This window comes from Sphingopyxis sp. MC1, assembly GCF_000371385.1.
Lineage (GTDB): Bacteria > Pseudomonadota > Alphaproteobacteria > Sphingomonadales > Sphingomonadaceae > Sphingopyxis > Sphingopyxis terrae.
This window is the reverse complement of record NZ_AOUN01000009.1, coordinates 164,426-187,583: the sequence shown is the minus strand read 5'-3', so window position 1 is coordinate 187,583 and position 23,158 is coordinate 164,426. Positions and strand designations below refer to the sequence as shown.

The 23,158-nt window shown below is 65.5% G+C and carries 31 protein-coding genes; 18 read left to right on the top strand and 13 right to left on the bottom strand.

Going from position 1 to position 23,158, the window contains the following annotated elements; translation table 11 throughout:
• Positions 1-107: 107 nt before the first annotated feature.
• The 6 genes from nagZ to tatC are packed head-to-tail and all read left to right on the top strand — an operon-like array spanning position 108 to position 4,035.
• Positions 108-1,115, top strand: a complete 1,008-nt coding sequence (gene nagZ, locus EBMC1_RS13365) for a beta-N-acetylhexosaminidase (protein ID WP_003047798.1) — start codon at positions 108-110, stop codon at positions 1,113-1,115.
• Between the two features lie 18 nt (positions 1,116-1,133).
• Positions 1,134-1,904 carry a segregation and condensation protein A gene (locus tag EBMC1_RS13360; protein ID WP_003047795.1) on the top strand — a complete coding sequence of 257 codons (771 nt, stop codon included), beginning with the start codon at positions 1,134-1,136 and terminating at the stop codon, positions 1,902-1,904.
• Positions 1,901-2,500: an SMC-Scp complex subunit ScpB gene (gene scpB, locus EBMC1_RS13355; protein ID WP_003047793.1), complete on the top strand. Its 600-nt coding sequence runs from the start codon at positions 1,901-1,903 to the stop codon at positions 2,498-2,500. Before EBMC1_RS13360 ends, scpB begins: the two co-directional genes overlap by 4 nt.
• A 25-nt stretch (positions 2,501-2,525) precedes the next feature.
• Positions 2,526-2,753, top strand: a complete 228-nt coding sequence (locus EBMC1_RS13350; RefSeq protein ID WP_003047789.1) for a twin-arginine translocase TatA/TatE family subunit — start codon at positions 2,526-2,528, stop codon at positions 2,751-2,753.
• 32 nt (positions 2,754-2,785) lie between these two features.
• A complete protein-coding gene (gene tatB, locus EBMC1_RS18860) occupies positions 2,786-3,223 on the top strand; it encodes a Sec-independent protein translocase protein TatB (RefSeq protein ID WP_003047786.1) in 438 nt (145 codons plus the stop codon).
• A complete protein-coding gene (gene tatC / locus EBMC1_RS13340) occupies positions 3,220-4,035 on the top strand; it encodes a twin-arginine translocase subunit TatC (protein WP_003047782.1) in 816 nt (271 codons plus the stop codon). The genes tatB and tatC overlap by 4 nt, the downstream gene beginning before the upstream one ends.
• Positions 4,036-4,047: 12 nt before the next feature.
• On the opposite strand, the gene EBMC1_RS13335 is transcribed toward tatC, so the two are convergent.
• Entirely contained in the window at positions 4,048-4,176 is a 129-nt protein-coding gene (locus tag EBMC1_RS13335; protein WP_003047780.1) for an entericidin A/B family lipoprotein, read from the bottom strand.
• Between the two features lie 225 nt (positions 4,177-4,401).
• Positions 4,402-5,862 (bottom strand): magnesium transporter, encoded by a 1,461-nt coding sequence (gene mgtE / locus EBMC1_RS13330; protein WP_003047778.1) that lies wholly within the window; start codon positions 5,860-5,862, stop codon positions 4,402-4,404.
• A gap of 147 nt (positions 5,863-6,009) precedes the next feature.
• On the opposite strand from mgtE, the gene EBMC1_RS13325 reads away from it, so the two are divergent.
• Positions 6,010-6,459, top strand: a complete 450-nt coding sequence (locus EBMC1_RS13325) for a peptidylprolyl isomerase (protein WP_003047775.1) — start codon at positions 6,010-6,012, stop codon at positions 6,457-6,459.
• A gap of 43 nt (positions 6,460-6,502) precedes the next feature.
• On the opposite strand, the gene EBMC1_RS13320 is transcribed toward EBMC1_RS13325, so the two are convergent.
• A complete protein-coding gene (locus EBMC1_RS13320; RefSeq protein ID WP_003047772.1) occupies positions 6,503-7,639 on the bottom strand; it encodes an NAD(P)H-dependent flavin oxidoreductase in 1,137 nt (378 codons plus the stop codon).
• Positions 7,640-7,733: 94 nt separating this feature from the next.
• Here EBMC1_RS13320 and nadC point away from each other — a divergent pair, with 94 nt between their 5' ends.
• The 3 genes from nadC (at position 7,734) to EBMC1_RS13305 (ending at position 9,593) form a co-directional block, all read left to right on the top strand.
• Positions 7,734-8,582: a carboxylating nicotinate-nucleotide diphosphorylase gene (gene nadC, locus EBMC1_RS13315; RefSeq protein WP_003047769.1), complete on the top strand. Its 849-nt coding sequence runs from the start codon at positions 7,734-7,736 to the stop codon at positions 8,580-8,582.
• Complete coding sequence (locus EBMC1_RS13310) at positions 8,569-9,270, top strand: ribonuclease T2 family protein (protein ID WP_003047766.1); 702 nt, start codon at positions 8,569-8,571, stop codon at positions 9,268-9,270. Before nadC ends, EBMC1_RS13310 begins: the two co-directional genes overlap by 14 nt.
• Before the next feature lie 95 nt (positions 9,271-9,365).
• The gene (locus EBMC1_RS13305; protein ID WP_003047763.1) at positions 9,366-9,593 is read left to right on the top strand and encodes a hypothetical protein; all 228 of its coding nucleotides are present in this window, start codon (positions 9,366-9,368) and stop codon (positions 9,591-9,593) included.
• 28 nt (positions 9,594-9,621) lie between these two features.
• Here EBMC1_RS13305 and EBMC1_RS13300 read toward each other — a convergent pair whose 3' ends face one another.
• Positions 9,622-9,966: an arsenate reductase family protein gene (locus tag EBMC1_RS13300; protein WP_003047760.1), complete on the bottom strand. Its 345-nt coding sequence runs from the start codon at positions 9,964-9,966 to the stop codon at positions 9,622-9,624.
• 167 nt (positions 9,967-10,133) lie between these two features.
• Here EBMC1_RS13300 and EBMC1_RS13295 point away from each other — a divergent pair, with 167 nt between their 5' ends.
• Positions 10,134-10,871: a murein L,D-transpeptidase catalytic domain family protein gene (locus EBMC1_RS13295; RefSeq protein WP_040590304.1), complete on the top strand. Its 738-nt coding sequence runs from the start codon at positions 10,134-10,136 to the stop codon at positions 10,869-10,871.
• Positions 10,872-11,051: 180 nt separating this feature from the next.
• Here EBMC1_RS13295 and EBMC1_RS13290 read toward each other — a convergent pair whose 3' ends face one another.
• The 4 genes from EBMC1_RS13290 to EBMC1_RS13275 all read right to left on the bottom strand — a co-directional run bounded on the left by EBMC1_RS13290 (position 11,052) and on the right by EBMC1_RS13275 (position 14,888).
• Positions 11,052-12,413 (bottom strand): L,D-transpeptidase family protein, encoded by a 1,362-nt coding sequence (locus EBMC1_RS13290; protein ID WP_003047754.1) that lies wholly within the window; start codon positions 12,411-12,413, stop codon positions 11,052-11,054.
• A gap of 96 nt (positions 12,414-12,509) precedes the next feature.
• Positions 12,510-13,871 carry an acetyl-CoA carboxylase biotin carboxylase subunit gene (accC, locus tag EBMC1_RS13285; RefSeq protein ID WP_003047751.1) on the bottom strand — a complete coding sequence of 454 codons (1,362 nt, stop codon included), beginning with the start codon at positions 13,869-13,871 and terminating at the stop codon, positions 12,510-12,512.
• A 10-nt stretch (positions 13,872-13,881) separates the two neighbouring features.
• Complete coding sequence (accB, locus tag EBMC1_RS13280; RefSeq protein ID WP_003047748.1) at positions 13,882-14,367, bottom strand: acetyl-CoA carboxylase biotin carboxyl carrier protein; 486 nt, start codon at positions 14,365-14,367, stop codon at positions 13,882-13,884.
• Between the two features lie 68 nt (positions 14,368-14,435).
• Positions 14,436-14,888 (bottom strand): type II 3-dehydroquinate dehydratase, encoded by a 453-nt coding sequence (locus tag EBMC1_RS13275; RefSeq protein WP_003047744.1) that lies wholly within the window; start codon positions 14,886-14,888, stop codon positions 14,436-14,438.
• Between the two features lie 78 nt (positions 14,889-14,966).
• Here EBMC1_RS13275 and thiS point away from each other — a divergent pair, with 78 nt between their 5' ends.
• The 4 genes from thiS to EBMC1_RS13255 all read left to right on the top strand — a co-directional run bounded on the left by thiS (position 14,967) and on the right by EBMC1_RS13255 (position 17,487).
• Positions 14,967-15,170 carry a sulfur carrier protein ThiS gene (gene thiS / locus EBMC1_RS18990; protein ID WP_003047741.1) on the top strand — a complete coding sequence of 68 codons (204 nt, stop codon included), beginning with the start codon at positions 14,967-14,969 and terminating at the stop codon, positions 15,168-15,170.
• Entirely contained in the window at positions 15,167-15,937 is a 771-nt protein-coding gene (locus EBMC1_RS13265) for a bifunctional sulfur carrier protein/thiazole synthase protein (protein WP_003047738.1), read from the top strand. Before thiS ends, EBMC1_RS13265 begins: the two co-directional genes overlap by 4 nt.
• A gap of 70 nt (positions 15,938-16,007) precedes the next feature.
• Positions 16,008-17,189 (top strand): 5-demethoxyubiquinol-8 5-hydroxylase UbiM, encoded by a 1,182-nt coding sequence (ubiM, locus tag EBMC1_RS13260; protein ID WP_003047736.1) that lies wholly within the window; start codon positions 16,008-16,010, stop codon positions 17,187-17,189.
• Between the two features lie 115 nt (positions 17,190-17,304).
• Positions 17,305-17,487 (top strand): CsbD family protein, encoded by a 183-nt coding sequence (locus EBMC1_RS13255; protein WP_003047733.1) that lies wholly within the window; start codon positions 17,305-17,307, stop codon positions 17,485-17,487.
• Positions 17,488-17,565: 78 nt separating this feature from the next.
• On the opposite strand, the gene EBMC1_RS13250 is transcribed toward EBMC1_RS13255, so the two are convergent.
• The 4 genes from EBMC1_RS13250 to EBMC1_RS13235 all read right to left on the bottom strand — a co-directional run bounded on the left by EBMC1_RS13250 (position 17,566) and on the right by EBMC1_RS13235 (position 19,974).
• Entirely contained in the window at positions 17,566-18,315 is a 750-nt protein-coding gene (locus EBMC1_RS13250) for a hypothetical protein (protein ID WP_003047730.1), read from the bottom strand.
• Between the two features lie 87 nt (positions 18,316-18,402).
• Positions 18,403-18,843, bottom strand: a complete 441-nt coding sequence (locus EBMC1_RS13245) for a DUF1330 domain-containing protein (protein WP_003047728.1) — start codon at positions 18,841-18,843, stop codon at positions 18,403-18,405.
• The gene (locus EBMC1_RS13240; RefSeq protein WP_003047726.1) at positions 18,840-19,391 is read right to left on the bottom strand and encodes a GNAT family N-acetyltransferase; all 552 of its coding nucleotides are present in this window, start codon (positions 19,389-19,391) and stop codon (positions 18,840-18,842) included. The genes EBMC1_RS13245 and EBMC1_RS13240 overlap by 4 nt, the downstream gene beginning before the upstream one ends.
• 178 nt (positions 19,392-19,569) lie before the next feature.
• Positions 19,570-19,974: a glycine zipper 2TM domain-containing protein gene (locus EBMC1_RS13235; RefSeq protein WP_003047724.1), complete on the bottom strand. Its 405-nt coding sequence runs from the start codon at positions 19,972-19,974 to the stop codon at positions 19,570-19,572.
• Positions 19,975-20,150: 176 nt separating this feature from the next.
• Here EBMC1_RS13235 and EBMC1_RS13230 point away from each other — a divergent pair, with 176 nt between their 5' ends.
• Positions 20,151-20,372, top strand: a complete 222-nt coding sequence (locus EBMC1_RS13230; protein WP_003047722.1) for a hypothetical protein — start codon at positions 20,151-20,153, stop codon at positions 20,370-20,372.
• An 11-nt stretch (positions 20,373-20,383) separates the two neighbouring features.
• On the top strand, positions 20,384-21,301 hold the full coding sequence (rarD, locus tag EBMC1_RS13225; RefSeq protein ID WP_003047719.1) for an EamA family transporter RarD: 918 nt from the start codon (positions 20,384-20,386) through the stop codon (positions 21,299-21,301).
• A gap of 21 nt (positions 21,302-21,322) precedes the next feature.
• Here the strand turns inward: rarD and pyrC are convergent, their stop codons facing one another.
• Positions 21,323-22,345: a dihydroorotase gene (gene pyrC / locus EBMC1_RS13220; RefSeq protein WP_003047717.1), complete on the bottom strand. Its 1,023-nt coding sequence runs from the start codon at positions 22,343-22,345 to the stop codon at positions 21,323-21,325.
• Between the two features lie 59 nt (positions 22,346-22,404).
• Between pyrC and ygfZ the strand changes: the two genes are divergently transcribed.
• Positions 22,405-23,139, top strand: a complete 735-nt coding sequence (gene ygfZ, locus EBMC1_RS13215; RefSeq protein WP_003047715.1) for a CAF17-like 4Fe-4S cluster assembly/insertion protein YgfZ — start codon at positions 22,405-22,407, stop codon at positions 23,137-23,139.
• The last annotated feature ends 19 nt before the right edge of the window (positions 23,140-23,158 follow it).

The following is a 23,158-nucleotide window of genomic DNA, read 5'->3' as shown; positions in this document are numbered from 1 at the left end:
ATCGCCCGTTTTGCCGCACCCGCCGTTGGTTCGCCGCGGCGGCTATGGCATAGTCGATCCCTTGGCCGATGCCTGAGGGGGCGTCCGCCGGTGGAGGTTGACGTACGATGATACCCGCGATCTTCGGCCTGTCGGGCCTGACGCTGACCGACGACGAGCGCGCTTTCTTTCGCGACAGCGCGCCCGCGGGTTATATATTGTTCGGCCGCAATATCGAGAACCGCACCCAGCTTCGCCGCCTGACCGACACGCTGCGCGAGCTTGATGGGCGCGCCAATCTGCCGATCCTGATCGATCAGGAAGGCGGCCGCGTTGCGCGCATGAAGGCGCCCGAATGGCCCGATTTTCCGAGCGGGGCGGCGTTCGATGCGCTGTACGAACGCGCGCCGGCGAGCGCGATCGAGGCGGCACGGCTCAACGCGATGGCGCTCGCTTCCATGCTTGCCGAAGTGGGGATCACCGTCGATTGCCTGCCGCTGCTCGACGTACGCCAGCCGGGGGCAAGCGATGTGATCGGCGATCGCGCGCTGGGCAGCGAGCCGATGCGCGTTGCGGCGCTGGGCCGCGCGATCCTGAGCGGATTGCAGGACGGCGGCGTCGTTGGGGTCGTCAAGCATATTCCGGGGCATGGCCGTGCGCTGCTCGATTCGCACAAGGCACTGCCCGTCGTCGATGCCCACGACCGCGAGTTGCAGACCGACCTTGCGCCCTTTGCTGCTCTGCGTGACGCGGCGATGGCGATGACCTGCCACGTCATCTTCAAGGCGTGGGATCCCGATCTGCCCGCGACGCTGTCGCCGACGATCATCGGCAGCGTGATCCGTCAGCGCATCGGCTTTCACGGCCTGCTGATGACCGACGACCTCGATATGGAGGCGCTGTCAGGCGACGTCCCGTCGCGCGCGGCGGCGGCGATCGCCGCGGGCTGCGACCTGGCGCTCAACTGCTGGGCGAAGATGGACGACATGGTCGGCATCGCCAACGCACTCGACCCCATCGGCGCGGACTCGCTCGCGCGGCTCGAAGGCGCGATGGAGCGGATCGCCGGGATGCATGACGAGCGCCAGTTCGCGGCGCTGATCGACCAGCGCGACGCGCTGCTGGCGCTGGCGTGATGGCGGGCTGAGGCGTCGATGGAGGAACTGCCGCTCGAATATGAAGTCGTGCCGGCGGCGGCGGAGCGCGAGGATGCGCTCCAGCTCAATCTCGAAAGCTGGGAAGGGCCGCTCGACCTGCTGCTGACGCTCGCGCGCAGTCAGAAGGTGGACCTGCGCCAGATTTCGATCCTGGCGCTGGTCGAACAATATCTGACTTTCATCGCCGAGATGCGGGCAAAGCTGGAGGTTGCGGCCGATTATCTGGTGATGGCAGCGTGGCTTGCCTATCTGAAATCGGCACTGCTGCTGCCCAAGGATCCGACCGAAGACCCGTCGCCCGACGAACTGGCGCTGCGTCTGCAATTGCGCTTGCAGCGGCTCGCGGCGATGCGCGAGGCGGCGGCGCGGCTGCTGGCGCGCGACCGGATCGGCCGCGACGTCTTCCTGCGTCCGAATCCCGAGGGGTTGCAGGATGTAAAGGTGCGGCGCTGGGACGCGAGCCTCTACGATCTTCTCGCCGCCTACGGACAAGTCAAGCTGCGCACCGAACCCGTCGTGCATATGGTCGCGCGGCGCCCCGTGGTGACGCTAGACGCGGCGCTCACCCACTTGCAGCGGATGCTGGGCGTCCAGCTCGATTGGGCCGAATTGTCGGCCTTTCTGCCCCCCGATTATCAAGGGCCGCTGCGCCGGTCGGCGATCGCGTCGAGCTTTGTCGCCGCGCTGGAACTGGCGCGGCAGGGGCGGGTCGAATTGCGGCAGGAGGCGGCGTTCGAGCCCCTTTATCTGAAAGCGAGCCAGGGATGAGCGAGATCGACGACCGCGAACGCGCGATAGAGGCAATGGTCTTTGCCAGCGACGAGGCGCTCGACGCGCGCCAGATTGCCGGGCGTTTTCACGACGAACTGACGCCGGGCGAAGTGCGCGCGATCCTGCAGGCGATCGCGGCGCGCCACGCGGAGAGCGGTATCGAACTGGTCGAGCGCGGCGGCCACTGGCATTTCCAGACCCCCGCCGATCTTGCGCATCTGCTCCGCCGCGAACGCGACGATCCGCGCAAGCTGTCGCGCGCCGCGGCGGAAGTGCTGGCGATCATTGCCTATCACGAGCCGGTGAGCCGCGCCGAGATCGAGGCGATCCGCGGCGTCCAGACGTCGAAAGGGACGCTGGACGTGCTGATGGAGGCCGAATGGATCGCGCCTGCCGGGCGGCGCGAGGTGCCGGGGCGGCCGCTGATCTACAAGACCACCGACGCTTTCCTGCAGCATTTCGGGCTCGCGAGCCGCAAGGATCTGCCCGGGATCGAGGATCTGCGCGCGGCGGGCCTGCTCGACCCGGTCGATCTCGCCTTCGATGCGGCGATGGACGAACTGGACCTAGTAAAAGACGGCGAGGAAGCCTAGATAGCGGCCTCAAGGAGAATTTGAGATGGGTAGCTTCAGCATCTGGCACTGGCTCGTGGTCGGGATTCTCGTCCTGCTATTGTTCGGCAAGGGTCGCTTTTCGGACATGATGGGCGACGTCGCCAAGGGCATCAAAAGCTTCAAGAAGGGCATGGCCGAAGACGATGTGCCGCCGCCCGCACCGCGCCAGCTCGACGGTCAGCGCGCGCCCGAGGCCACCCCGACCCCCACCGCGGAAACCGAAAACCGCTGATCGCGGCCCGCACGCGGGGGAAGGCCTGAACGATGTTCGACGTCGCGCCGACCGAGTTGCTGCTCGTCGTGGTGGTAGCCCTGGTCGTCATCGGACCCAAAGATCTGCCGAAGGCGATGCGTTTTGTCGGCAAATGGGTCGCCAAGGCCCGCGGCATGGCGCGCCACTTCCGTTCGGGACTCGACACGATGATGCGCGAGGCCGAGCTTGAGGAACTGGAAAAGCAGTGGCGCGAACAGAATGACGCGATCATGCGCCAGTTCCCGCGCGTCGATGGCGTCGATGCGCCGCCAATGATTCCGGCGACCTCGCTGCCCGACGCGGGCGCGGCCGACGCCGGCGAAACGCCGCCCGTCGATCCCGATCATGCCGCGGCCCTGACGCCGCCTACCGCCGCCCCGGCCGGCTCGTCAACCGAAACTCCGCCGGAAACCCACGCCGTTCCGCCGAAGGACGGCCCGTTACCATGAGTGCCGATACGCCGGTCCATAAAGAGGATGAGGATGGCGCGGGCGGCAAGATGCCGCTGCTCGACCATCTGATCGAGCTGCGGTCGCGGCTGCTGAAATCGCTACTCGCGATCGCGCTCGCATTCGGCGTTTGCCTCTATTTCGCGCGGCCGATCTTCGGCGTGCTAGTGCATCCGCTCGTCGCGGCGGGGCAGGGCAAGCTGATCTATACGCAATTGTTCGAGGCGTTTTTCGTCGAGATCAAGGTTGCGCTGTTCGCGGCGATGATGATCGCCTTTCCGGTGATCGCCAATCAGCTGTGGAAATTCGTCGCGCCGGGCCTTTATCGCAAGGAGCAGCGCGCCCTGCTGCCCTTCCTCTTCGCAACGCCGGTCCTGTTCGCGATCGGCGCCTCCTTCGCCTATTTCATCACGATCCCGATCGCGCTGAAATTCCTGCTCGGCTATCAGGGCGAGATCGGCGGCGTGACGCAGGAAGCGCTGCCGTCGGTAGGCAATTATCTGAGCTTCGTGATGCAGTTCATCATGGCGTTCGGCATCGCCTTTCTGTTGCCGATCCTGCTGATGCTGGTTGAGCGCGCCGGGCTGGTGACGCGCCAGCAGCTGATCGGCGCGCGCCGCTACATGATCGTCGCGGCGTTCGCGATCGCCGCCGTGTTCACGCCGCCTGACGTGATGAGCCAGCTCCTCCTCGCGGTGCCGCTTGTCTTCCTTTACGAGATTTCGATCTTTGCGATCTGGTTTACCCAGCGCCGACGCAAAACAGGCGCCGAAGCGGCGCCTGTCGAGCCTCCGGAAGAGGCTAAAGGGTAAGTAACCCGCCGATCAGTGAATGGCGTCGTCGCCAGCTTGGCCGACCGATTCGATATCGCGGCCGACGCCCTTCACCGTGTTGCAGCCAGCGACCAGAAAGCTGGCGAGCAGGGTAAGAAGGATTACGCGAGCACTCGTCATAGTCTGTCACCTCTCACGGGATTTTTGCAAAATGGCCCGGCGCGCTTCGAGGGGGGGGGGAGGGAATGCGAGCCGGGCCAATGTTGCTGAGCAGCGCTGCGGGGGGGCGATGATCGCTGCTCGAATGGGAAACCCGTGTTGCGAGCGATAAGTTCCGCAAAAAAATCGCCGCGATGAAAAAATTTTCGGGGAGCCCGGCGAAGCGTGCAAATCCAGCGACTTGGGTCAGCCCATCGCCGTCAGGCCGCTGAGCACCGCGAGCCCGAGGAACGAGAAAAAGCCCATCATGTCGGTCATCGTCGTTACGAAGACGGCCGATGATACCGCCGGATCGATGTCGAAACGGTCAAGCGTTACCGGCACCAATATGCCCGCGAGCCCCGCGACCAGATTGTTGATGAGCATCGCCGAGGCGATCACCGCACCGAGCAGCGGGTTGCCGAAGATGAGCGCGGTGCCGGCGCCGATCAGAATGCCGAGCGAGAGACCGTTGACTGTCGCGATGCGAAATTCGCGCAGGATCATACGCATCGTGTTCGACGCGGTAAGCTGATTGGTGGCGATCGCGCGCACGGTCACGGCCAGCGTCTGCGTCCCGGCGTTGCCGCCCATGCCCGACACGATCGGCATCAGCACCGCGAGCAGCGCATATTTGGCGATCGCGGTTTCGAAGATGCCGACGACCGATGCGGCGAGCATGGCGGTGCCGAGATTGACGACCAGCCAACTCAGCCGGGTGCGGATGGTCAGCGCGATCGGTTCGTTGATGTCGCCGTCGCCGGCGCCCGACAGGCGCAAGATATCCTCGCCTGCCTCTTCCTGGATGATGTGGACGACGTCGTCGACCGTGATCATCCCGACGAGCCGCCCCGCCTTGTCGACCACCGCGGCCGAGATGAGCGCATATTTCTGGAAGCGCAGCGCGACCTCTTCCTGGTCCATGTCGACCGGGATCAGCGTCTGTTCGCGCCTCATGATGTCGTTGATCGCGACGCTGCGCGGCGCCCGCAATATCCAGCTCAACTGGCAGGTGCCGACCGGGCGGTGCATCGGGTCGACGACGAAGATTTCCCAGAAGTCGGTGGCGAGATCGACATCCTCACGCAGCCGGTCGATAACGTCGCCGACGGTGACATGTTCGGGCACCGCGACGAATTCGCGCTGCATCAGGCGCCCGGCGGACTCCTCGGGGAAGGAGAGGGCGTCCTCGATCGCGGCGCGATCTTCGGGCTCCATGGCGCGGAGGACGGCCTGCTGCTCGTCCTCCTCCATATCCTCGATGATCGCGACGGCATCGTCGGTGTCGAGTTCGGACGCGATTTCGGCGACCTGTTCGGGCGCGAGCAGATCGATCAGCCGCTCGCGCACATAATCGTTCATTTCCGCCAGCACGTCGGGCGACAGAAGGTCGCCGAGCACCTGGGCCAAGAGCGGGCGGTCTTCGTCCGAGACGAGCTCGAAAAGGTCGGCGATGTCGGCAGGGTGCAGGCGGCCGACGCGTTCGCGCGCCGCCTCGACCTCGCCCTCTTCGGCAAGATCGATGACGTCGCGCACGAACGCGGGTTTCAGGCGATCGTCTTCGTCGAGTTCGGTTTCGGTTTCGCGCGGGGGATGGCCGGGGTCATGATCGAGCCCGTCGGCGGTGAGCACGTCTTCGGGCGGCAGGGAATCTTCGCGTTTGTCCATCGCGCGGTCCTCCCTGGCTGCTACGGCGTCGAAGGCCCTCCACTAGTCGCGGACGCGCGTCATGGCAACGCTGCAGCCGAATTTAGTGCGTGGCATTGGCGCGGCGCACCGCTATGGCGGCGCCAACTCATTCGAAGGAGAGACACCATGTCCGAACAGACCCTTACCCTGTCGCTGTCGACCGGCGACGTCGTCATCCGCTTGCGCCCCGACCTCGCGCCGCAGCATGTCGAACGCATCACCCAGCTCGCGCAGGAAGGCTTTTACGACGGCGTCGTCTTCCACCGCGTCATCCCCGGCTTCATGGCACAGGGCGGCGATCCGACCGGCACCGGCATGGGCGGCAGCAAGCTTCCCGACCTTCCGGCCGAATTCAACGCCGAACCGCATGTCCGCGGCGTCTGTTCGATGGCGCGCGCGCAGAATCCGAACAGCGCGAACAGCCAGTTCTTCATCTGCTTCGACGATGCGCGCTTCCTCGACCGCCAGTATACGGTGTGGGGCCAAGTGATCGAAGGCATGGAAAATGTCGACGCGCTGCCCAAGGGCGAGCCGCCGCGCGAGCCCGGCAAGATCGTCAAGGCGACGGTGGCGTAAGACCTGATAGCTCCTCCCCGTCGCGTAGCGATGGGGAGGACACTTACTCTCCCACGAATCCATTCAGCCGTTCGCAGGCGGCGATCCAGTCTTCCTTGAACGCCTGGACGACCTGGCCCGCGCTCATCGCCTCGTTCATCAGGCCGACGCCCTGGCCGACCCAATAGGTTGCGAGCTGCTTGGCGCCTTCATGACCGCCCTCTGACAGCTTGTCGACCTTGCGCAGCGCGGGTTCGCTGACCAGCGATTGCAGCGGCATCGGGAGCGGTTTCGGCGCGCCCTCGGCCTCCCATGCGTCGGTCCATGGCGAGCGGAGCTGACGCGAGGGCTTGCCCGTCCGGCTCTTCGATCGCACTGTGTCGCGCGACGAGGCGGCGAGCATTTTTTCCTTCACCACCGGATTGGTCTCGGCCTCCGACGTGGTCAGCCACACCGATCCGCACCAGGCGCCATGCGCGCCCATCGCCATCGCCGCGGCCATCTGACGCCCGGTGACGATGCCCCCCGCAGCGAGAATCGGCGTCGTCGCGCCGACGGCATCGAGCGCCGCAGCCACCTCCGGCACCAGCACCATCGTTGCGACCTCACCGCAATGGCCGCCCGCTTCGCCGCCCGCAACGACAAGGATATCGACCCCGGCGCGGACCTGCGCCAGCGCATGATCGCGGGTACCGACGAGCGCGGCGACCGGCACGCCATGCCGCTTGCCGAGTTCGAGCATCAGTTGCGGCGGCACGCCGAGCGCGTTGGCGATCAGGCGAATCGGATGGCGAAACGCAACTTCGAGCAGCTTCGCCGCGCCTTCTTCATGCATATTGTCGCCGAAGCTCTGCCGCGCTTCGGTCGCACCGTCGAGGCCGGCCGCATCGACGCCGAATTTGTCGAGCACATCGGCCGCGAAGCCGAGATGCGTCTCGGGCACGCGCGCCGCGCCCGCCGCCGGTGCCTCGCCCTTGCCGGCGAAGCTGTTGGGGACGATCAGGTCGACGCCATAGGGCTTGCCGCCGATGTGCGCGTCGATCCACGCAAGCTCTTCCTCAAGTCGCTCGGGCGGCAATGATGCGGCGCCGAACACGCCCATGCCGCCGGCTTTCGACACCGCGACGACGACGTCCCGGCAGTGCGAAAAGGCGAGCAGCGGAAATTCGATGCCGAGCATGGCGCAGATGGGCGATTGCATGTCTCTCTCTCCAATTTGCTATTTGCACCCATGTCAGCGCCAGTTGACGTAAACGTCAAGTTGATTTGCGCCCGCCACGCTTTATCGCCGGGGCATGACCGGATTTTCCTTACCCGAATTCGACCTCGACGCCTTCGTCCGCGCGACGCTTGCCGAGGATCTGGGGAGCGGCGGCGACATCACGTCGATGGCCGTCATTCCCGCCGACGCCGTTTTCACGGGGGTGATGGACAGCCGCGATGCGATTAGCGTTGCGGGGCTGCCGATCGCCGAGCGATTCTTTCGCGCGCTGGCACCCGATATGGTCATCGAGATTCTGGTCGAGGAGGGCACATGCGTTCCCGCCGGCACCGACCTGATGCGCCTTTCGGGCAATGCGCGGGCGATGCTGACCGCCGAGCGGTCGGCGCTCAACACCGTCCAGCATCTGTCAGGCATTGCGACGATGACGCGAAGCTATGTCGATGCGATCGCCGGCACCGGCGCGACGCTGCTCGATACGCGCAAGACGATCCCCGGTCTGCGCGTGCTGGAGAAATATGCAACCCGCATGGGCGGCGCGACCAATCACCGCATGGGCCTGTGGGACGCGGCGATGATCAAGGACAATCATGTCGCGGTCGCGGGATCGGTCGAAGAGGCGGTGCGCCGCGCGGTGGCGGCGGGAATCGCCGATATCATCGTCGAGGTCGACCGTATCGACCAAGTCGAGGCCGCGCTGGCATCGGGCGCGACGCATCTGCTGCTCGACAATATGACCCCCGACCAATTGCGCGAAGCTGTGGGGATCGTCGCCGGGCGCGTTCCGACCGAGGCGTCGGGCGGGGTGCGGCTCGACACGATCGGCGCCATCGCCGCGACCGGCGTCACCTTTGTTTCGGTCGGGCGCCTGACCCAGTCGGCGCCGGCGGCCGACATCGGGCTCGATTTTGCGCTGGTCTGATACAATCGTCGCCCCCACCGCGGCGCAGGCGCAATCGCTGGCCTGTGTCGCGCCCGACCGGACGCCGGTGCCGCGGCTCGAGCGGCCTGCGCGCGGCGAGCCCGTCCGCAAGCCGCCGACGACCGGCTATCTCTTGAGCATGAGCTGGTCGCCGCAGCATTGCGCAGGTGCGCGCAATCCCAAGGATGCGCGCGACCGATTCCAATGTTCGGGCGAAAGCGGACGCTTCGGCTGGGTACTGCACGGCCTGTGGCCCGAAGCCGATACGCCGGCCTATCCCCAATGGTGCCGTCCCGCGAAGATCGTCCCCGCGCCAGTGCTGCGCCGCCATATGTGCATGACCCCTTCGGCGCAGCTTTTGCAGCATGAATGGGCGAAGCACGGCACCTGCATGAGTTCCAACCCCGCCGCCTATTTTCGCGCCGCCGAAATCCTGTTCCGCGCCGTGCGCTTTCCCGACATGAAAGCGCTGTCGGGGCATGTCCGCACCGCGGGCGACGTGCGGCGCGCCTTTGCGAAGGTCAATCGCGGCATCGACGAGCGGATGATCGCGGTCGCGACCGATCGCGGCGATTGGCTGACCGAGGTGCGGCTGTGCCTGGGGCCGCGGATGCGGCCGCAGGCGTGCAAACCCTTTCAGCGCGGCCTCGCCGATGCGCGCGCGGTGCGCGTGCGGCCGATGGATTAACACCTGCAGGGCAAGGCGTCCCGCGCCGGGACGGCGGCGATGTTAACACTCTTTTAACCTTATCGACTCGTTAACGGGCGCCTAGCCTGCCGGGCATGGATTCGGACGAGCATATCGACATCCGCGAGCGCATCCGCGCTTATGGCGCCCGGCAACTGGTCCTTGCGCGGCTGAGCGCGCCGGGGGATTGGCAAGGCGAATTACGCGGCGCGCTTGCGGCGCAGCGCGAGCGCCCGGCGCTCTGGTCGCGTGACAGCGATTTTCGCCTGTTTGCCGAAAGCTTCGCCGTATTCTTCACCGCGGCGATGATGTTCCTGATCTGACGGCCGATCGCCGATCAGGCGTCCACCCTTACAAAATCTCGCGCACGACATCCTGCGGGCGGCAGAGGCGGACGCCCTTGTCGGTTTCGACGAAGGGGCGGTTCACATAGGCGGGATTGGCGACCATCGCGGCGATAATCGCTTCTTCGTCGGCGTCGGGCAGGCCGCGTTCCTCGGCATCGGTGCCGCGCAGGCGCAGCGCGTCCCGCGCGCTCAGACCTGCGTCGCGAAACAGCTGGCGTAGCTTGTCGGCGCTGTAGGGCATTTTCAGATATTGAATCACCTCGACATCGACGCCGGGGGTTTCCTCGAGAATCGCCAGCGTCTTACGCGAAGTGCCGCAGGCGGGGTTATGCCAGATGGTTGCCTTCATGGCGCAGTTCCTAACGGGAGCGTAATGGAACGTAAACGCACTATTCATGGCATATATGGCACATTTGCCCGCATGAAGAGGCTTGGACTCCTTGCCTTTGGTGCGCGAACCACGGCTTATAGACGGCCGAGGGACCGCCAAAGGCGGCAATGAGGGCTGGGTTGCACGTGAAAGAATTGATCGATCGCAGGGCTATGCTGGCGGCGATGGCGGGCGCGGGGGCGCTGGCCGCGACATCGGCGCGCGCAGCCCCACTTCCGGACTGGATCACCGGGCATGGGCAGGCGGCGACACCGCCGTCGGTCGACTATCTGGCCGTCGCGCGGCAACAGCTGGCGCGGCAGGGCAACCGGATCGCGCAGGCCGACCGTGTCGGGATCGTCGATTTCGGGCTGCCCTCCTATCGCCCGCGCTTCGCGCTCGTCGATCTGATCGCCGGCAAGGTGGACATGTATCCCGTCACCCATGGCCGCGGATCGGACCCGCAGCATGACGGCTGGCTCAAGACTTTTTCGAACGTCCCCGGCTCGCTCGCCTCGTCGCGCGGCGCCTATCGCACGAGCGATTATTATTGGGGATCGAACGGATCGTCGATGCGGCTCGCGGGGCTGGAGGCCGACAACAGCAATGCCGACATGCGCGCGATCGTCGTGCATGGCGCCTGGTACGCCGAACCGTCGCTGATCGCGACGCAAGGCAAGCTGGGGCGCAGCGAGGGCTGTTTCGTGTTCGGCGAGGAGTTGCTGCCGCAAATTCTGTACAAGCTCGGGCCGGGCCGGCTGCTCTATGCCGACAAGCTGAGCGTAGCGCCCGCTTCGCCACCGCCCTTCGAGTTGCCGCCGGTCGCCGACAATATCATCCGCACCGGCGCCACGCAGGGATCGATGCCGACCAAGGCCGATTGAGGATTCTCGGGTTTCAAGCCTGGGATTCGTCATTGCGAGCGCAGCGAAGCAATCCAGAGTGCGCGTAAACCGCTCTGGATTGCTTCGCTGCGCTCGCAATGACGGGGATGTCAAAGCAAAGTTATCGGATTCCGCGAGGAAGCACGGGGCCGGGGGCATCGCCGCCCGGTCGCCGCTTCATCAGTAGATCGCGCCCTTTTCGGGTTTAGGCGCCTGCACCGTCTGCGTCGTCGGGACGACCGCAGACGGCGTCGGCGAAATCACCACCGCGGCGGCGCGGCCGGGCTTGGCGAAGCTCGTCACCACCGGCGCGTCGCGGCCGTAAAGATCGTTCAGCTTCTTGATGCCGCCTTTGCCGTCGGGGACGACGGTCCAATACGCGACATAGACAGGGAAGGGCCTTTCGAAGCCGAAGCGCGTCGTCTTGCCACTGGCGACCACATCGCCGAATTCCTCGGGCGTGCGGCCGGCGAACATCACCGCCATCAGGCCGGAGAAGTGCAGCGCCTTTTCGGTGCGGATGCAGCCGTGGCTAAAAGCGCGCGAATCGGCGGCGAACGCGCCCTTCGAGGGCGTGTCGTGCAAATAGATGGCGTGCGGGTTCAGCATTTCGAGCTTCATGACGCCCAGCGCATTGTTGGCACCCGGCTGCTGCACCACCGACAGCGACTTGCCGCTGCCCGTCCAGGTATAGCCCTGCGCGCGGGCGCGCGCCGGATTGGTCGCGATCGTCGATCCGATGCCTTCGGCGATGATGCTCTTGGGTAGCGTCCAGGTCGGGTTGACGATGATCCCCGTCGCCATCGGGTTGAGCTGCGGCGTCGGGGTCGACGGCTTGCCGACGACCGCCTTGTGCGTCGCGATGACGACGCCGTCATGAACGACGCGGGTCAGATATTCGGGCACGTTGCTGACGACATAGCCTTCGCCAAGATCGCGGGGCATCCAGCGCCAGCGTTCCATGTTGACACGGATCGCGTTGGCGTCGGCGGGCGTCTTTGCGGTCTTGAGCGCGGCTTTCAGCACCGCGAAATCGGGATGAACGGGGTCGAGGCTGATCAGCGCCTGCGCGACGTCGTTCGCGGTGAGCGCGCTGCCGAGCAGCGGGATCAGCGGTTCGGTCTGCGCGTCGCCATCGGTCATGAACCATTGTTTGCGCGCAGCATTGGGCGTGCGGCCTTCGCGCATGTGCGTGGCGAGCAGCAGGAAGCTGTCGGTCGCGACCTTGTCGAGCGTGATCTGATTGCCGCCATCGATCGCGGCCTTCAGCGCGTCGGGATTGTAATCCTTCGGGAACAGGCCTTCATCGCCCGCCGACTGGATGAAGGCGAGCAGCGCCTTGGCATTGTCGACGCTCCAGCTGGGCAGATTGGCCTCGGCGACCGTTTCGATCTCGGGCGCGTCATCGGTCACCTTGTCAGGTTGCAGAACGACCGAGTCCTCCTTGACGCTCGTCTGCGCGGCGACGGGCGCCGCAAGCAGGGTCAGCGGGAGGATCAGCGCCGCGGCCGGGCGCGCGTAAAGGGGGAGATTTCTGGCCATGGTTAAGGCCCATAGCCAATAATCCCCCCGTGCGAAAGTGAGCTGGGACACATTCCGTCGTGTCCGCGCGCGAACCCGGCGTCGATGGGCGCAGCGTCAGGCCTTGTTGTCGGCGTCCTGCTTCGCCAGCCATTCCTCCAGCCACTTGATCGTATAATCGCCGTGGATGACGTCGGGATCGGCGAGCAGCGCCTGATGCAGCGGAATATTCGTCTTCACCCCGCCGATAACCATTTCCTCGAGCGCGCGGCGCATCCGCATCATGCAGCTTTCGCGCGTGCGGCCATAGACGATCAGCTTGCCGATCATACTGTCGTAATATGGCGGGATCGAATAGCCTGCATAAAGCCCGCTATCGACGCGCACATGCATGCCGCCGGCGGCATGATAATTGGTCACCTTGCCCGGCGAGGGGAGGAAGTTGCGCGGATCTTCGGCGTTGATCCGGCATTCGATGGCATGGCCGCGGAATTCCAGCTCGTTCTGCTGCACCGAAAGGCCCATGCCGTCAGCGATACGGATCTGTTCGCGGACGAGGTCGAAGCCGGTGATCATCTCGGTCACCGGATGTTCGACCTGGATGCGCGTATTCATTTCGATGAAATAGAACTCGCCATTTTCCCACAGAAACTCGATCGTCCCCGCGCCGCGATAGCCCATCTTTGCCATCGCATCGGCGCAAATGCCGCCCATGCGGGCGCGCTCTTCGGCCGAGATGACGGGCGAGGGGGCTTCTTCGAGCACCTTCTGGTGGCGGCGCTGCAGCGAACAGTCGCGTTCGCCGAGATGGATGGCGTTGCCCTTGCCGTCGCCGAAAATCTGAAATTCGATGTGGCGCGGGTTGCCGAGATATTTTTCCATATAGACGGTCGGATCGCCGAACGCCGCCGCAGCCTCGCTCGATGCCTGACCCATCAGGCTTTCGAGGCCGGAGGGGTCGGGGACGACCTTCATCCCGCGGCCGCCGCCGCCCGACGCGGCCTTGATCAGCACCGGATAGCCGATTTCCTCGGCCATCCGTTTCGTTTCCTCGCCATAGGTGACGGCGCCGGGCGAACCCGGCACCACCGGCAGACCGAGCGCGACCGCGGTGCGCTTCGCCTCGACCTTGTCGCCCATCGTGCGGATATGTTCGGGCTTCGGCCCGACGAAGATCATGTCATGCGCTTCGATAATCTCAGCAAAGCGCGCATTTTCCGACAGGAAGCCATAGCCGGGGTGGATGGCGTCGGCGCCCGTCACTTCGGCAGCCGAAATGATTGCCGGGATGTTGAGATAGCTGTCCTTCGCCGCTGGCGGACCGATGCAGACGGCTTCGTCGGCCAGGCGGACATGCATCGCATCGGCGTCGGCGGTCGAATGGACCGCGACCGTGCGGATGCCCATTTCGTGACACGCGCGGTGGATGCGCAGCGCGATCTCGCCGCGGTTGGCGATCAGCAGTTTCTCGATGGCCATTGGCTGTCCCTCAGCCGATGGTGAACAGCGGCTGGTCATATTCGACCGGCTGGCTGTTCTCGACATGCACGGCCTTGAGCGTGCCCGAGGTGGGCGCGGTGATCGGGTTCATCACCTTCATCGCCTCGATAATCAGGATGGTATCGCCTTCCTTCACCGCCGAACCCACGCTCGCGAAATTGGGCGCACCCGGTTCGGCAGCAAGATAGACGGTGCCGACCATCGGGGACTTCACGGCGTCGGCGAAGCTGTCGGCGGCGGGGGCAGCTACGGCGGCCGGCGCGGCGGCCGCGGGTGCGGCAGCGACGGGCGCGGCAACCGGGGCCGGCGCGAAAGCGACCGGCGCCGCGGCGGCGGTCAGCGTGCGCGCAACGCGCACCTTGCGTTCACCGTCCTCGACCTCGATTTCGGAAAGCTGCGTGTCGTCGAGCAGTTCCGCGAGCGCACGGACGAAGGCCGGATCGATGTTGATGCCGTGCTCTTTATGGTCACCCATGAGATATTTCCTGTTGTTGCGGCACTGTTGATCGCGTGCCTTGACCCCGTTTCTGATCGCGCCTCTTGTCAGAAGCGCGCGGCGGCGTCCAGCGCCAGCATATAGCTGTCTGCGCCGTGGCCTGCAAAATGCGCGGCCGCCGCCATGCCGATATAGCTGAGATGGCGAAAGGATTCGCGCTTCATCGGGTCCGACAGATGGACCTCGATCACCGGAACGCGGATCGACTTGATCGCGTCGTGCAGCGCGACCGATGTGTGCGTATAGCCCCCGGCATTGAGCAGCACCGCCTTGGCGCCGGCGAAATGCGCTTCGTGCAGCCAGTCGATCAGCGTGCCTTCGTGGTTCGACTGGCGGCAATCGACGCGCAGACCCAGTGCCGCCGCACGCTCGGCGAGCCGCTGGTGGATGTCCTCCAGCGTGTCATGCCCGTAGATTTCGGGCTCGCGCGTGCCCAGCAGGTTGAGATTGGGCCCCGAAAGGACAAAGACGGCGGGCGTTTCGGAACACTCGTTGGACAAGGGCACGGTCTTTCGGTTGCGACGCGGGTCGCTCCCCCTATATGGGCTGCACGTCAAAAGGCAAAGCAGGCGGGACTCGTGATTTCCATCATTCTCAACGGCGATGCGCGGCAGGTGCGCGCAGGCAGCATTGCCGATCTGGTCGCGTCGCTGGGCCTCGACGTCAAGAAGGTCGCGGTCGAGCGCAATCGCGAGATCGTACCGCGCTCGACGCTCGCCGACGTCACGCTTGCCGAGGGCGATGCGCTGGAAATCGTTCATTTTGTAGGAGGCGGTTGTTGACCGACCAGTGGAGCGTTGCCGGACGGACCTTTAACTCGCGCCTGATCGTGGGCACGGGCAAGTACAAGGATTTTGAACAGAATGCAGCGGCGGTCGCCGTGTCGGGTGCGGAAATCGTCACCGTTGCGGTGCGGCGCGTCAATGTGTCGGACCCGACCGCGCCGATGCTGACCGATTATATCGACCCGAAGAAGATCACCTATCTCCCCAACACCGCCGGTTGCTTCAATGCCGACGATGCGATCCGCACCTTGCGGCTGGCGCGCGAGGCGGGCGGCTGGGACCTGGTGAAGCTGGAGGTGCTGGGCGAAGCGAAGACGCTCTATCCCAATATGCGCGAAACGCTGGAGGCGACCGAGGTGCTGGCCAAGGAAGGCTTTCTGCCGATGGTCTATTGCGTCGACGATCCGATCGCCGCCAAGCAACTCGAGGATGCGGGCGCGGTTGCGATCATGCCGCTCGGCGCGCCGATCGGGTCGGGGCTGGGCATCCAGAACCGGGTGACGATCCGCCTGATCGTCGAGGGCGCGTCGGTGCCGGTGCTGGTCGATGCGGGCGTCGGGACGGCCAGCGATGCGGCGGTGGCGATGGAACTCGGCTGCGACGGCGTGCTGATGAACACCGCGATCGCCGAAGCCAAAGACCCCATCCGCATGGCGCGCGCCATGAAGCTCGCGGTCGAGGCGGGGCGCGATGCCTATCTCGCCGGCCGTATGGGCCAGCGTCGCTACGCCGATCCGTCGAGCCCGCTCGCCGGGCTCATCTGATATTGATCCAGCGCAATGCGCCGCCCGCGCGGCGCTGCCATGCCGGTGTCTCTGACAAGGAGGCATGGGCATGGGTGGCACGCGGCGCCGGATCGTCATCGTCGGGGCGGGACCGGCGGGGCTGAGTTTCGCGCGCGCGCTGGCGGATACGCCCGCCGAGATTACGCTGATCGAGCGCGCGCCGCTTGCCGCGCTGGCCGAACCGCATTTCGACGGGCGCGAGATTGCGCTGACGCACCGGTCCGAGCGCGCGCTGCGCGACCTGGATGCCTGGTCGCGGATCCCGGCGGCCCAAATTCACCGCCTGAACCGTGCCGAGGTACTGAGCGGCCGGGCGCGGTTTGCGATGCGGATCGATCCGGGCGACGACGACGCGCGGCCGCTCGGCCATCTCGTGTCGAACCATCATTTGCGCCGGGCGCTGTTCGAAAGCATTGCTGGACGGGGCAACATAAGCCTGATGGCCGGGCGCGCGGTCGCACGGGTGCACGCCGGCCGCGACGGCGTGACCGTGGTGCTTGCCGATGGCGCTGCGATCGAGGCTGATCTTCTGGTTGCGGCAGACTCGCGTTTTTCGGCGATACGCGACCAACTCGGCATCGGTGCCGACGTCAGGCCGGTCGGCAAGACGATGCTTGTCGGCCGGGTAGGTCACGCGCCCTGCAAGGCGGGTATCGCGACCGAATGGTTCGCCCGGCACCACACACTCGCGATGCTGCCGCTGGGGGAGGGGCTTTCGTCGGCAGTCATCACCCTGACGCCCGAAGCCGCAGACGCCTTCATGGCCGAATCCGGCGAGGCCAAGGCGCGCCGGATCGCGGCGATGACGCGCGACAGATGGGGCGCGGTCAGGTTGGCGAGCGATTTTCACGCCTATCCGCTGACGACGACATTTGCGCATCGCTTTGCGGCGCCGCGTGCGGTGCTGATCGGCGATGCGGCGGTCGGCATGCATCCGGTGACCGCCCATGGCTTCAACTTCGGGCTGGCGGGCGCGGTCCGGCTCGCGAAGCTGTTGGCGTCGGCGGAGGATGTCGGCGACCCGCGCCGCCTTGCGCGCTACGCCGCCGCGCATCGTGCCGAGACCTGGCCGCTGTTTCAGGCGACGCGCGCGATCGTCGGCCTCTTCACCGATGACCGCCATCCGGCGATGGCGCTCCGCCATGCAGCGCTGCGGCTTGGCGCGCTGCCGCCGGTTCGGATGGGCCTGCGCGCGCTGCTGATGCAGCAGCGGGACGCGCGGGCTGCCTGAGCCGTCCGGTCGACGCTTCGTCTCGTTTCGTCCCGCGACGACGGAACAATGCGCGGGGGCAAGTCGTTGATTTGACAAAAGGCGCGATCGCCTCTTGCAGCAAAGGAGACTCCCCATGGGTGAACTGACGGAAAAGGCGAAAGGCCTGACCAACGAAGCGATCGGCAACACCAAACAGGCGATCGGCAAGGCGACCGACAATGAACGCCTGCGCGCCGAAGGCGAACTTCAGGAACGCAAGGGCGAAGCCCAGAATCTGAAAGGCAAGGTGCAGGGCGCGCTTGGCGACAAGGTCTGATCGACCGCCCCGGCCATCGGCCAACAAAAACCCCCGGGATCGCTCCCGGGGGTTTTTTGTTGGCCTGCGAATGCGGCGTTATTTGCCGCCGGACGCGACCAGATCGACGTCGGTCATCCCGCCATCGGTGCGGATGAACAGGACATAGGCAAGATCGCCCTTCGTTCCGCCCAGAATATGTTCGTTGCCGCGCACGCGGTGGTCGCTCGTATAACCCGCACGCACCGCCATCGTGTGATAATAGTCGAGAACGCCCTGGATCGAGGCGGCGGTCTGGAAATTGACGACGCGGATGTTGCACTTTCCGCCGGCCACCCCTGCCGCCTCTCGCAGCGTCGCGCGCGGATAGAGCTTGAACGCGGGCGGCAGACGGTCGGCCCACTGGTTGCCGTAGGTCAGCTTGGCGTCGCAGCTGCCCTTTTGCTGTTCGCGCGCCAGCGCGCCGATGGTGACCGGGCGCTTGGCGGCGCAATCGCCGTTGCAACCTTCCTCGAACGGCAGCGCCTTGGGCGCGGCGAGCAGCTTGCCCGCGGCCTGCGCCGCCGCCGCTTCGGCCGCCGCGGCCGCCTTGCCGCTCGCCACGCCCGGAACGCCGCCGTCGACGGGCCGGTTGCCCGGGGTCGCCGCATTGCGGTTCGCCTGCCCGGCCAGCTTGGGATCGACCATGATCTTGTCTTCAAGCGCGCCCTTCAGCGCGGGGTCTTCATTGGTCAGCCCGTCGTCGAGCGGTTTGAGGTCGGCCTTTGCCTGCGGATTGTCGCGGCACCCCGCGAGCGGGGCCGCGGCCATCAGCAGGCCGGCAATCAGCCATTTTCCCCGGACGATCATTGCTAACACTCCCTTAATCTCTCACCCGGACTTGCCGGAAGCTGGTTAAGAAGATGTGAGCAAAAAGCGTTAATTGGTAAGACTTTGTTAGCCGAAAACTGTCTCGGACCGAGACGGATTGCTCGCGCAGCGGATCAGACGGGAGGTTTCGACCGCCGCCTGACGGTGGACAACCGCCTGACGATAGACCGGATCGGTGACCATTTCCATGAAAGCGCCGCTGTTCGGATAGTGGGCGATGAACATCGCGTCCCAATGCTCCGCCAGAGGGCCGATCACCATCGCCTCCATCATGCCGCTCCAAACGACACTGCCGCCGACGCGCGAAAAGACGGCGCTGCTGTCCTTGCCATAGTTGGCATAGGCTTCCGCGCCGGTGAGCGCTTTGCCGGCGAGGGGGTGATCGTCGGGATAGGTCGCCCTGTCCTTGAAGCGGACGAGGTTGAGCATGTGGATCGGCGTATCGCGCGGTAACGCCTTGAACGCGTCGAACTGCGCGCGTTCGGGGTCGATGTGACGATCGCTCATGGCTGGAACTCCTTGCGTTTGATCCGCCATGCCTCGGCGCTTTGCGTCCAGGCATCGACGCGGGTCTGTTCGAACGGGGCGGGGAGGTGCGTCGGGCCGCTGTTGGTCGCGCCCAGCCTCTTGGCCAGCGCTTGCGAGCGGACATTGTCGGGAGCGATGCTGTGCATCAGCTCGGGCCATTTAAGGAATTCGACCGCGAAGTCGCAGGCGGCGACCGCCCCCTCGAACGCATAGCCTTTTCCGGCGAATTTGGCGCGCACGCCATAGGCAATCTCCGGCGCGGGCCAGCCGTCGGGCTCCCACGGGCCGAGCCGCCCGACCCATTCGCCGCTTGCGCGTTCGAGGACCGAAAACATCGAAAAGCCGCGGATATGCCATGCCCCCGCGAGCGTACACCATTGGCGCCACGCCTGCGATCGGGCGCAGCTGCCGCCGATGAAGGTCATTGTCTCCTCTTCGGCGCACATTTCGGCGAAGGCGTCGAAATCCTCGGCCGCGGGCGGGCGGAGGATCAGCCGCTCGGTGACGAGCAGGGGGCCGTTAAGCATCGATATTCTCCCGCAGCAGTGGCCGACGCTTCTGGGAGAAAGCAGGCTGGCGGGCAAGCCGAAACACGCGCCGCGGGCGCGCGATCGGCCTTGAGGGCGTCGGCCGGAACCGACGCCCTCGCCATCACAGAGTGCGGATGGAGGGGTCTCGGACCCGCACCCGGACGGTTTCTGTCAATTAGCGGCAGCGATATTTGTCGCGGTCGATCTCGCGGCCGAGGAGCGCGCCGGCGCCCGCGCCGAGGACCACGCCGAGCAGCTTGTCGCCTCTGCCGGCGATTTCATGACCGGCCAAGCCGCCGACCGCAGCACCGATCAGCAGGCCGGTGGTGCCATTATCCTTCTTGCAGTAATATCGGCCGTCGTTACCGCGCCAGATCCGCGTGTTGGCGCCGACGCGTTGGTCGCGGCTCGCATAATAGCGGCGGTCGTGATGCTTGCGCTTGTAAAAGTCGGCCGTGGTTTCGCTCTTGTGATAGCCCTGCGCCGGAATGGCGGTTGCCATGCCGGCATAGGCGGGGGCGGTCGCGACGACACTGGCGGCCGCAATTGCGCCCATCATGCCTTTGGTAAGAATAGCCATATCCTGTCCTTTCCTGGTTCGCGCCTCGACCGTTCGGGAACGAGCGCTTCACCCGAAACAACGAGAAGGGTCCGCACAGCGTTGCATGAACCTTCGGCAACAAGACGAAACGAGTGCCGTCATCGACGAACCGAAAGGCACTTGCCCGCCGTCCGGCGGCGTGCGAAACATTGGAAATGCTGAACATTGCTTCGATTTTCATCGGTCTGGTCGCGCTGATTCTCGCGATCCCCGCGTTCATTCCGTTTCTGGGCTGGGCGAACTGGGTCATCATCCCGATCGCCGTGGTCGGGCTCGCGCTCGGCGCGATGTCGAGCCGCACGAGCGGGCGCAATCTGAACATCGTCGTGATCGTCGTCGGCGTCGTCCGGCTGATGCTCGGCGGCGGTCTGCTCTAAACGCGCATAGAATGCCCGCGCCCGCCGCTCCGTCGGAGAGCCAGCAGAACGGCTTGCCCTTCGCGCTCGCCGCCTATGGCATCTGGGGTTTCGTCCCGCTGTTCTTCAAGCTGCTTGCGAGCGTGCCGCCGGTCGAGGTGCTGGCGCAGCGCATCGTCTGGTCGCTGCCGCTCTGTTTCTTCATCATGGCATTCCGGCGGCAGATCGCCGACTATCTTGTCGCCTTGCGCGACTGGCGGGTGCTTCGGATGCTGTTGGCGAGCGCGGTGCTGATCGCGGTGAACTGGCTCGTTTATATCTATTCGATCTTCACCGATCATGTCCTCGCTGCCAGCCTTGGCTATTATCTCAACCCGCTGGTCAATGTGATGCTGGGGATGGTCTTCCTCGGCGAGCGTCTGTCGCGATTGCAGATGGTGGCGGTCGCGATCGCCGCCGTCGGGGTGGCGATCCTGCTCGGCGGTGCGCTCGATACGTTGTGGATCAGCCTGACGCTCGCCTTCAGTTTCGGCTTCTATGGCCTGCTGCGCAAAGTGGTGCCCGTAGGTTCATTGCCCGGTCTCGCGATCGAAACGACGCTGCTCATGCCCTTGGCGCTCGCGGCGTCGGCCTGGTATCTGTGGATAGGCGACGGGCGCGGTTTCGGATCGGACCCGAAAATCAGCCTGCTGCTGATGGCGGGGGGCATCGTCACCGCGGTACCGCTGCTCCTTTTCGCCACCGCCGCGCGGCGGATGAGTTATGCGGCGCTCGGCTTCGTCCAGTATCTGGCGCCGACGCTGCAATTCCTGCTCAGCCTGTTTGTCTTCGCCGAACCGCTGAAGCCCGTGCAACTGGCGTGCTTCCTGCTGATCTGGATCAGCATTGCGGTGTTCAGTTTCGACATGTGGCGCAAGATGCGCGCCGACCGGATGGTCGAGATTGCCTAGGACCCATTAGATTACCTAGGCCTAGACGATCCGCCAGCCGAGCGTTTCGCCGGCATGGAAGGGCACCACATCGCCGATCCGGTCGGGAACCATGGTCGCGCCGCGTTCGAGTGTGATCGTGCCCTGATTGAGCGGCAGGCCATAGAAGCGCGGGCCATGTTCGCTCGCAAAACCCTCGAACCGGTCGAGCGCGCCGTCTTCGTCGAACGCCGCGATATAGCTTTCGAGCGCGAAGGGGGCGTTGAAGATGCCGGCGCAGCCGCACGGCGCTTCCTTGGTATGCACCGCGTGCGGCGCGCTGTCGGTGCCGAGGAAGAATTTGGGTGAGCCCGAAGTCGCGGCGGCGCGCACCGCGAGCCGGTGATGCTCGCGCTTGGCGACGGGCAGGCAATAGGCGTGCGGGCGGATGCCGCCGACCAGCATCGCGTTGCGGTTGATATGGAGATGCTGCGGCGTGATTGTCGCGGCGACATTGGCGGGCGCATCGGCGACGAACTGCGCTGCCTCCGCGGTCGTGATATGTTCGAACACGATCTTGAGCTCGGGCAGCCGCGCGACGAGCGGCGCGAGCGTGCGATCGATGAACACGGCCTCGCGGTCGAAGATGTCGACGTCATGGTCGGTGACTTCGCCGTGGATCAGGAGCGGCATGCCGATATCGGCCATGCGTTCGAGCACGCCCATGATGTTCGCGACATCGGTCACGCCGTGGGCGCTGCCCGTCGTTGCATGCGCGGGGTAGAGCTTGGCGGCGGTGAACACGCCCTCGGCATGGCCGCGCGCCATTTCCTCGGCATCGGTGCCGTCGGTCAGATAGGCGACGATCAGCGGGGCAAAGTCGAGCGCCGCGGGGATCGCCGCGACGATCCGCTCGCGATAGGCGCGGCCCTCGGCCACGGTCGTCACCGGCGGCGACAGATTGGGCATGACGATCGCCCGCGCGAACTGCCGCGCGGTATAGGGCGCGACATGCGTCAGCATCGCGCCATCGCGAAGATGGACGTGCCAGTCATCGGGGCGGCGGATGGTCAGGCGATCGGTCATGGCGGGCTCTCGGGCAAATCGTGGCTTGGCTTTGGCTGCCCCGCCCCTAAATTATCGGCATGGCCAATACCACCCTCAACGACCGCGCGCTGATCCGATTGTCGGGCGACGATGTCCGCGGCTTTCTGCAAGGCCTCGTCACCAATGACGTGTCGGGCAATCTGCCGGTATGGGCGGCGCTGCTGACCGCACAGGGCAAGGCGCTGTTCGACTTTCTGATCTGGGCCGACGAGGCGGATGTGCTGATCGATTGCGAAGCGGCGGCTGCCGACGATCTGACCCGGCGCCTGACGCTCTATCGCCTGCGCCGCTCGATTACGATCGAGCGCGAAGAGGTTTTGCGGGTTCATTGGGCGCCCGAGGGCGATCTTGGCGTCGTCGACCCGCGGCTTGCCGAACTCGGGCAGCGCTGGCTCGCTCCCGCCGACGAAGACGGCGCGGCGGGCGTCGAGGCGGCATGGCGCGCGCACCGCCTGGCGCTCGGCGTCACCGAAGGGCGGGCCGAACTCGGCGACGGCACGACGCTGTGGCTCGAATGCAATGCCGCCGAACTGAACGGCGTGAGTTTTTCCAAGGGCTGTTACGTCGGACAGGAAAATACCGCGCGGATGAATTGGCGGCAGAAGGTCAATCGCCGGCTCGTCGTCGTGCCGATCGCCGAAGCCGACGAAAAGCGTCAGATCATTGCCTACCCCGAACTCGGCTGGTCGGTGGAGCATCGGCGCGTCGAGGGCATCGATCCGGCGAAAGCACCCGCCTGGATGCGCAGCGCCCTTCTTTCGCCCGGTTCATGACCGGTGCAGCGCGGGCGCG

What these genes read in the sequence shown, in the direction of transcription:
- nagZ (WP_003047798.1), top strand. Translation starts at nt 108, where the DNA reads ATGATACCCGCGATCTTCGGCCTGTCGGGCCTGACGCTGACCGACGAC.
- EBMC1_RS13360 (WP_003047795.1), top strand. Translation starts at nt 1,134, where the DNA reads ATGGAGGAACTGCCGCTCGAATATGAAGTCGTGCCGGCGGCGGCGGAG.
- scpB (WP_003047793.1), top strand. Translation starts at nt 1,901, where the DNA reads ATGAGCGAGATCGACGACCGCGAACGCGCGATAGAGGCAATGGTCTTT.
- EBMC1_RS13350 (WP_003047789.1), top strand. Translation starts at nt 2,526, where the DNA reads ATGGGTAGCTTCAGCATCTGGCACTGGCTCGTGGTCGGGATTCTCGTC.
- tatB (WP_003047786.1), top strand. Translation starts at nt 2,786, where the DNA reads ATGTTCGACGTCGCGCCGACCGAGTTGCTGCTCGTCGTGGTGGTAGCC.
- tatC (WP_003047782.1), top strand. Translation starts at nt 3,220, where the DNA reads ATGAGTGCCGATACGCCGGTCCATAAAGAGGATGAGGATGGCGCGGGC.
- EBMC1_RS13335 (WP_003047780.1), bottom strand. Translation starts at nt 4,176, where the DNA reads ATGACGAGTGCTCGCGTAATCCTTCTTACCCTGCTCGCCAGCTTTCTG.
- mgtE (WP_003047778.1), bottom strand. Translation starts at nt 5,862, where the DNA reads ATGGACAAACGCGAAGATTCCCTGCCGCCCGAAGACGTGCTCACCGCC.
- EBMC1_RS13325 (WP_003047775.1), top strand. Translation starts at nt 6,010, where the DNA reads ATGTCCGAACAGACCCTTACCCTGTCGCTGTCGACCGGCGACGTCGTC.
- EBMC1_RS13320 (WP_003047772.1), bottom strand. Translation starts at nt 7,639, where the DNA reads ATGCAATCGCCCATCTGCGCCATGCTCGGCATCGAATTTCCGCTGCTC.
- nadC (WP_003047769.1), top strand. Translation starts at nt 7,734, where the DNA reads ATGACCGGATTTTCCTTACCCGAATTCGACCTCGACGCCTTCGTCCGC.
- EBMC1_RS13305 (WP_003047763.1), top strand. Translation starts at nt 9,366, where the DNA reads ATGGATTCGGACGAGCATATCGACATCCGCGAGCGCATCCGCGCTTAT.
- EBMC1_RS13300 (WP_003047760.1), bottom strand. Translation starts at nt 9,966, where the DNA reads ATGAAGGCAACCATCTGGCATAACCCCGCCTGCGGCACTTCGCGTAAG.
- EBMC1_RS13290 (WP_003047754.1), bottom strand. Translation starts at nt 12,413, where the DNA reads ATGGCCAGAAATCTCCCCCTTTACGCGCGCCCGGCCGCGGCGCTGATC.
- accC (WP_003047751.1), bottom strand. Translation starts at nt 13,871, where the DNA reads ATGGCCATCGAGAAACTGCTGATCGCCAACCGCGGCGAGATCGCGCTG.
- accB (WP_003047748.1), bottom strand. Translation starts at nt 14,367, where the DNA reads ATGGGTGACCATAAAGAGCACGGCATCAACATCGATCCGGCCTTCGTC.
- ubiM (WP_003047736.1), top strand. Translation starts at nt 16,008, where the DNA reads ATGGGTGGCACGCGGCGCCGGATCGTCATCGTCGGGGCGGGACCGGCG.
- EBMC1_RS13255 (WP_003047733.1), top strand. Translation starts at nt 17,305, where the DNA reads ATGGGTGAACTGACGGAAAAGGCGAAAGGCCTGACCAACGAAGCGATC.
- EBMC1_RS13250 (WP_003047730.1), bottom strand. Translation starts at nt 18,315, where the DNA reads ATGATCGTCCGGGGAAAATGGCTGATTGCCGGCCTGCTGATGGCCGCG.
- EBMC1_RS13245 (WP_003047728.1), bottom strand. Translation starts at nt 18,843, where the DNA reads ATGAGCGATCGTCACATCGACCCCGAACGCGCGCAGTTCGACGCGTTC.
- EBMC1_RS13240 (WP_003047726.1), bottom strand. Translation starts at nt 19,391, where the DNA reads ATGCTTAACGGCCCCCTGCTCGTCACCGAGCGGCTGATCCTCCGCCCG.
- EBMC1_RS13235 (WP_003047724.1), bottom strand. Translation starts at nt 19,974, where the DNA reads ATGGCTATTCTTACCAAAGGCATGATGGGCGCAATTGCGGCCGCCAGT.
- EBMC1_RS13230 (WP_003047722.1), top strand. Translation starts at nt 20,151, where the DNA reads ATGCTGAACATTGCTTCGATTTTCATCGGTCTGGTCGCGCTGATTCTC.
- rarD (WP_003047719.1), top strand. Translation starts at nt 20,384, where the DNA reads ATGCCCGCGCCCGCCGCTCCGTCGGAGAGCCAGCAGAACGGCTTGCCC.
- pyrC (WP_003047717.1), bottom strand. Translation starts at nt 22,345, where the DNA reads ATGACCGATCGCCTGACCATCCGCCGCCCCGATGACTGGCACGTCCAT.
- ygfZ (WP_003047715.1), top strand. Translation starts at nt 22,405, where the DNA reads ATGGCCAATACCACCCTCAACGACCGCGCGCTGATCCGATTGTCGGGC.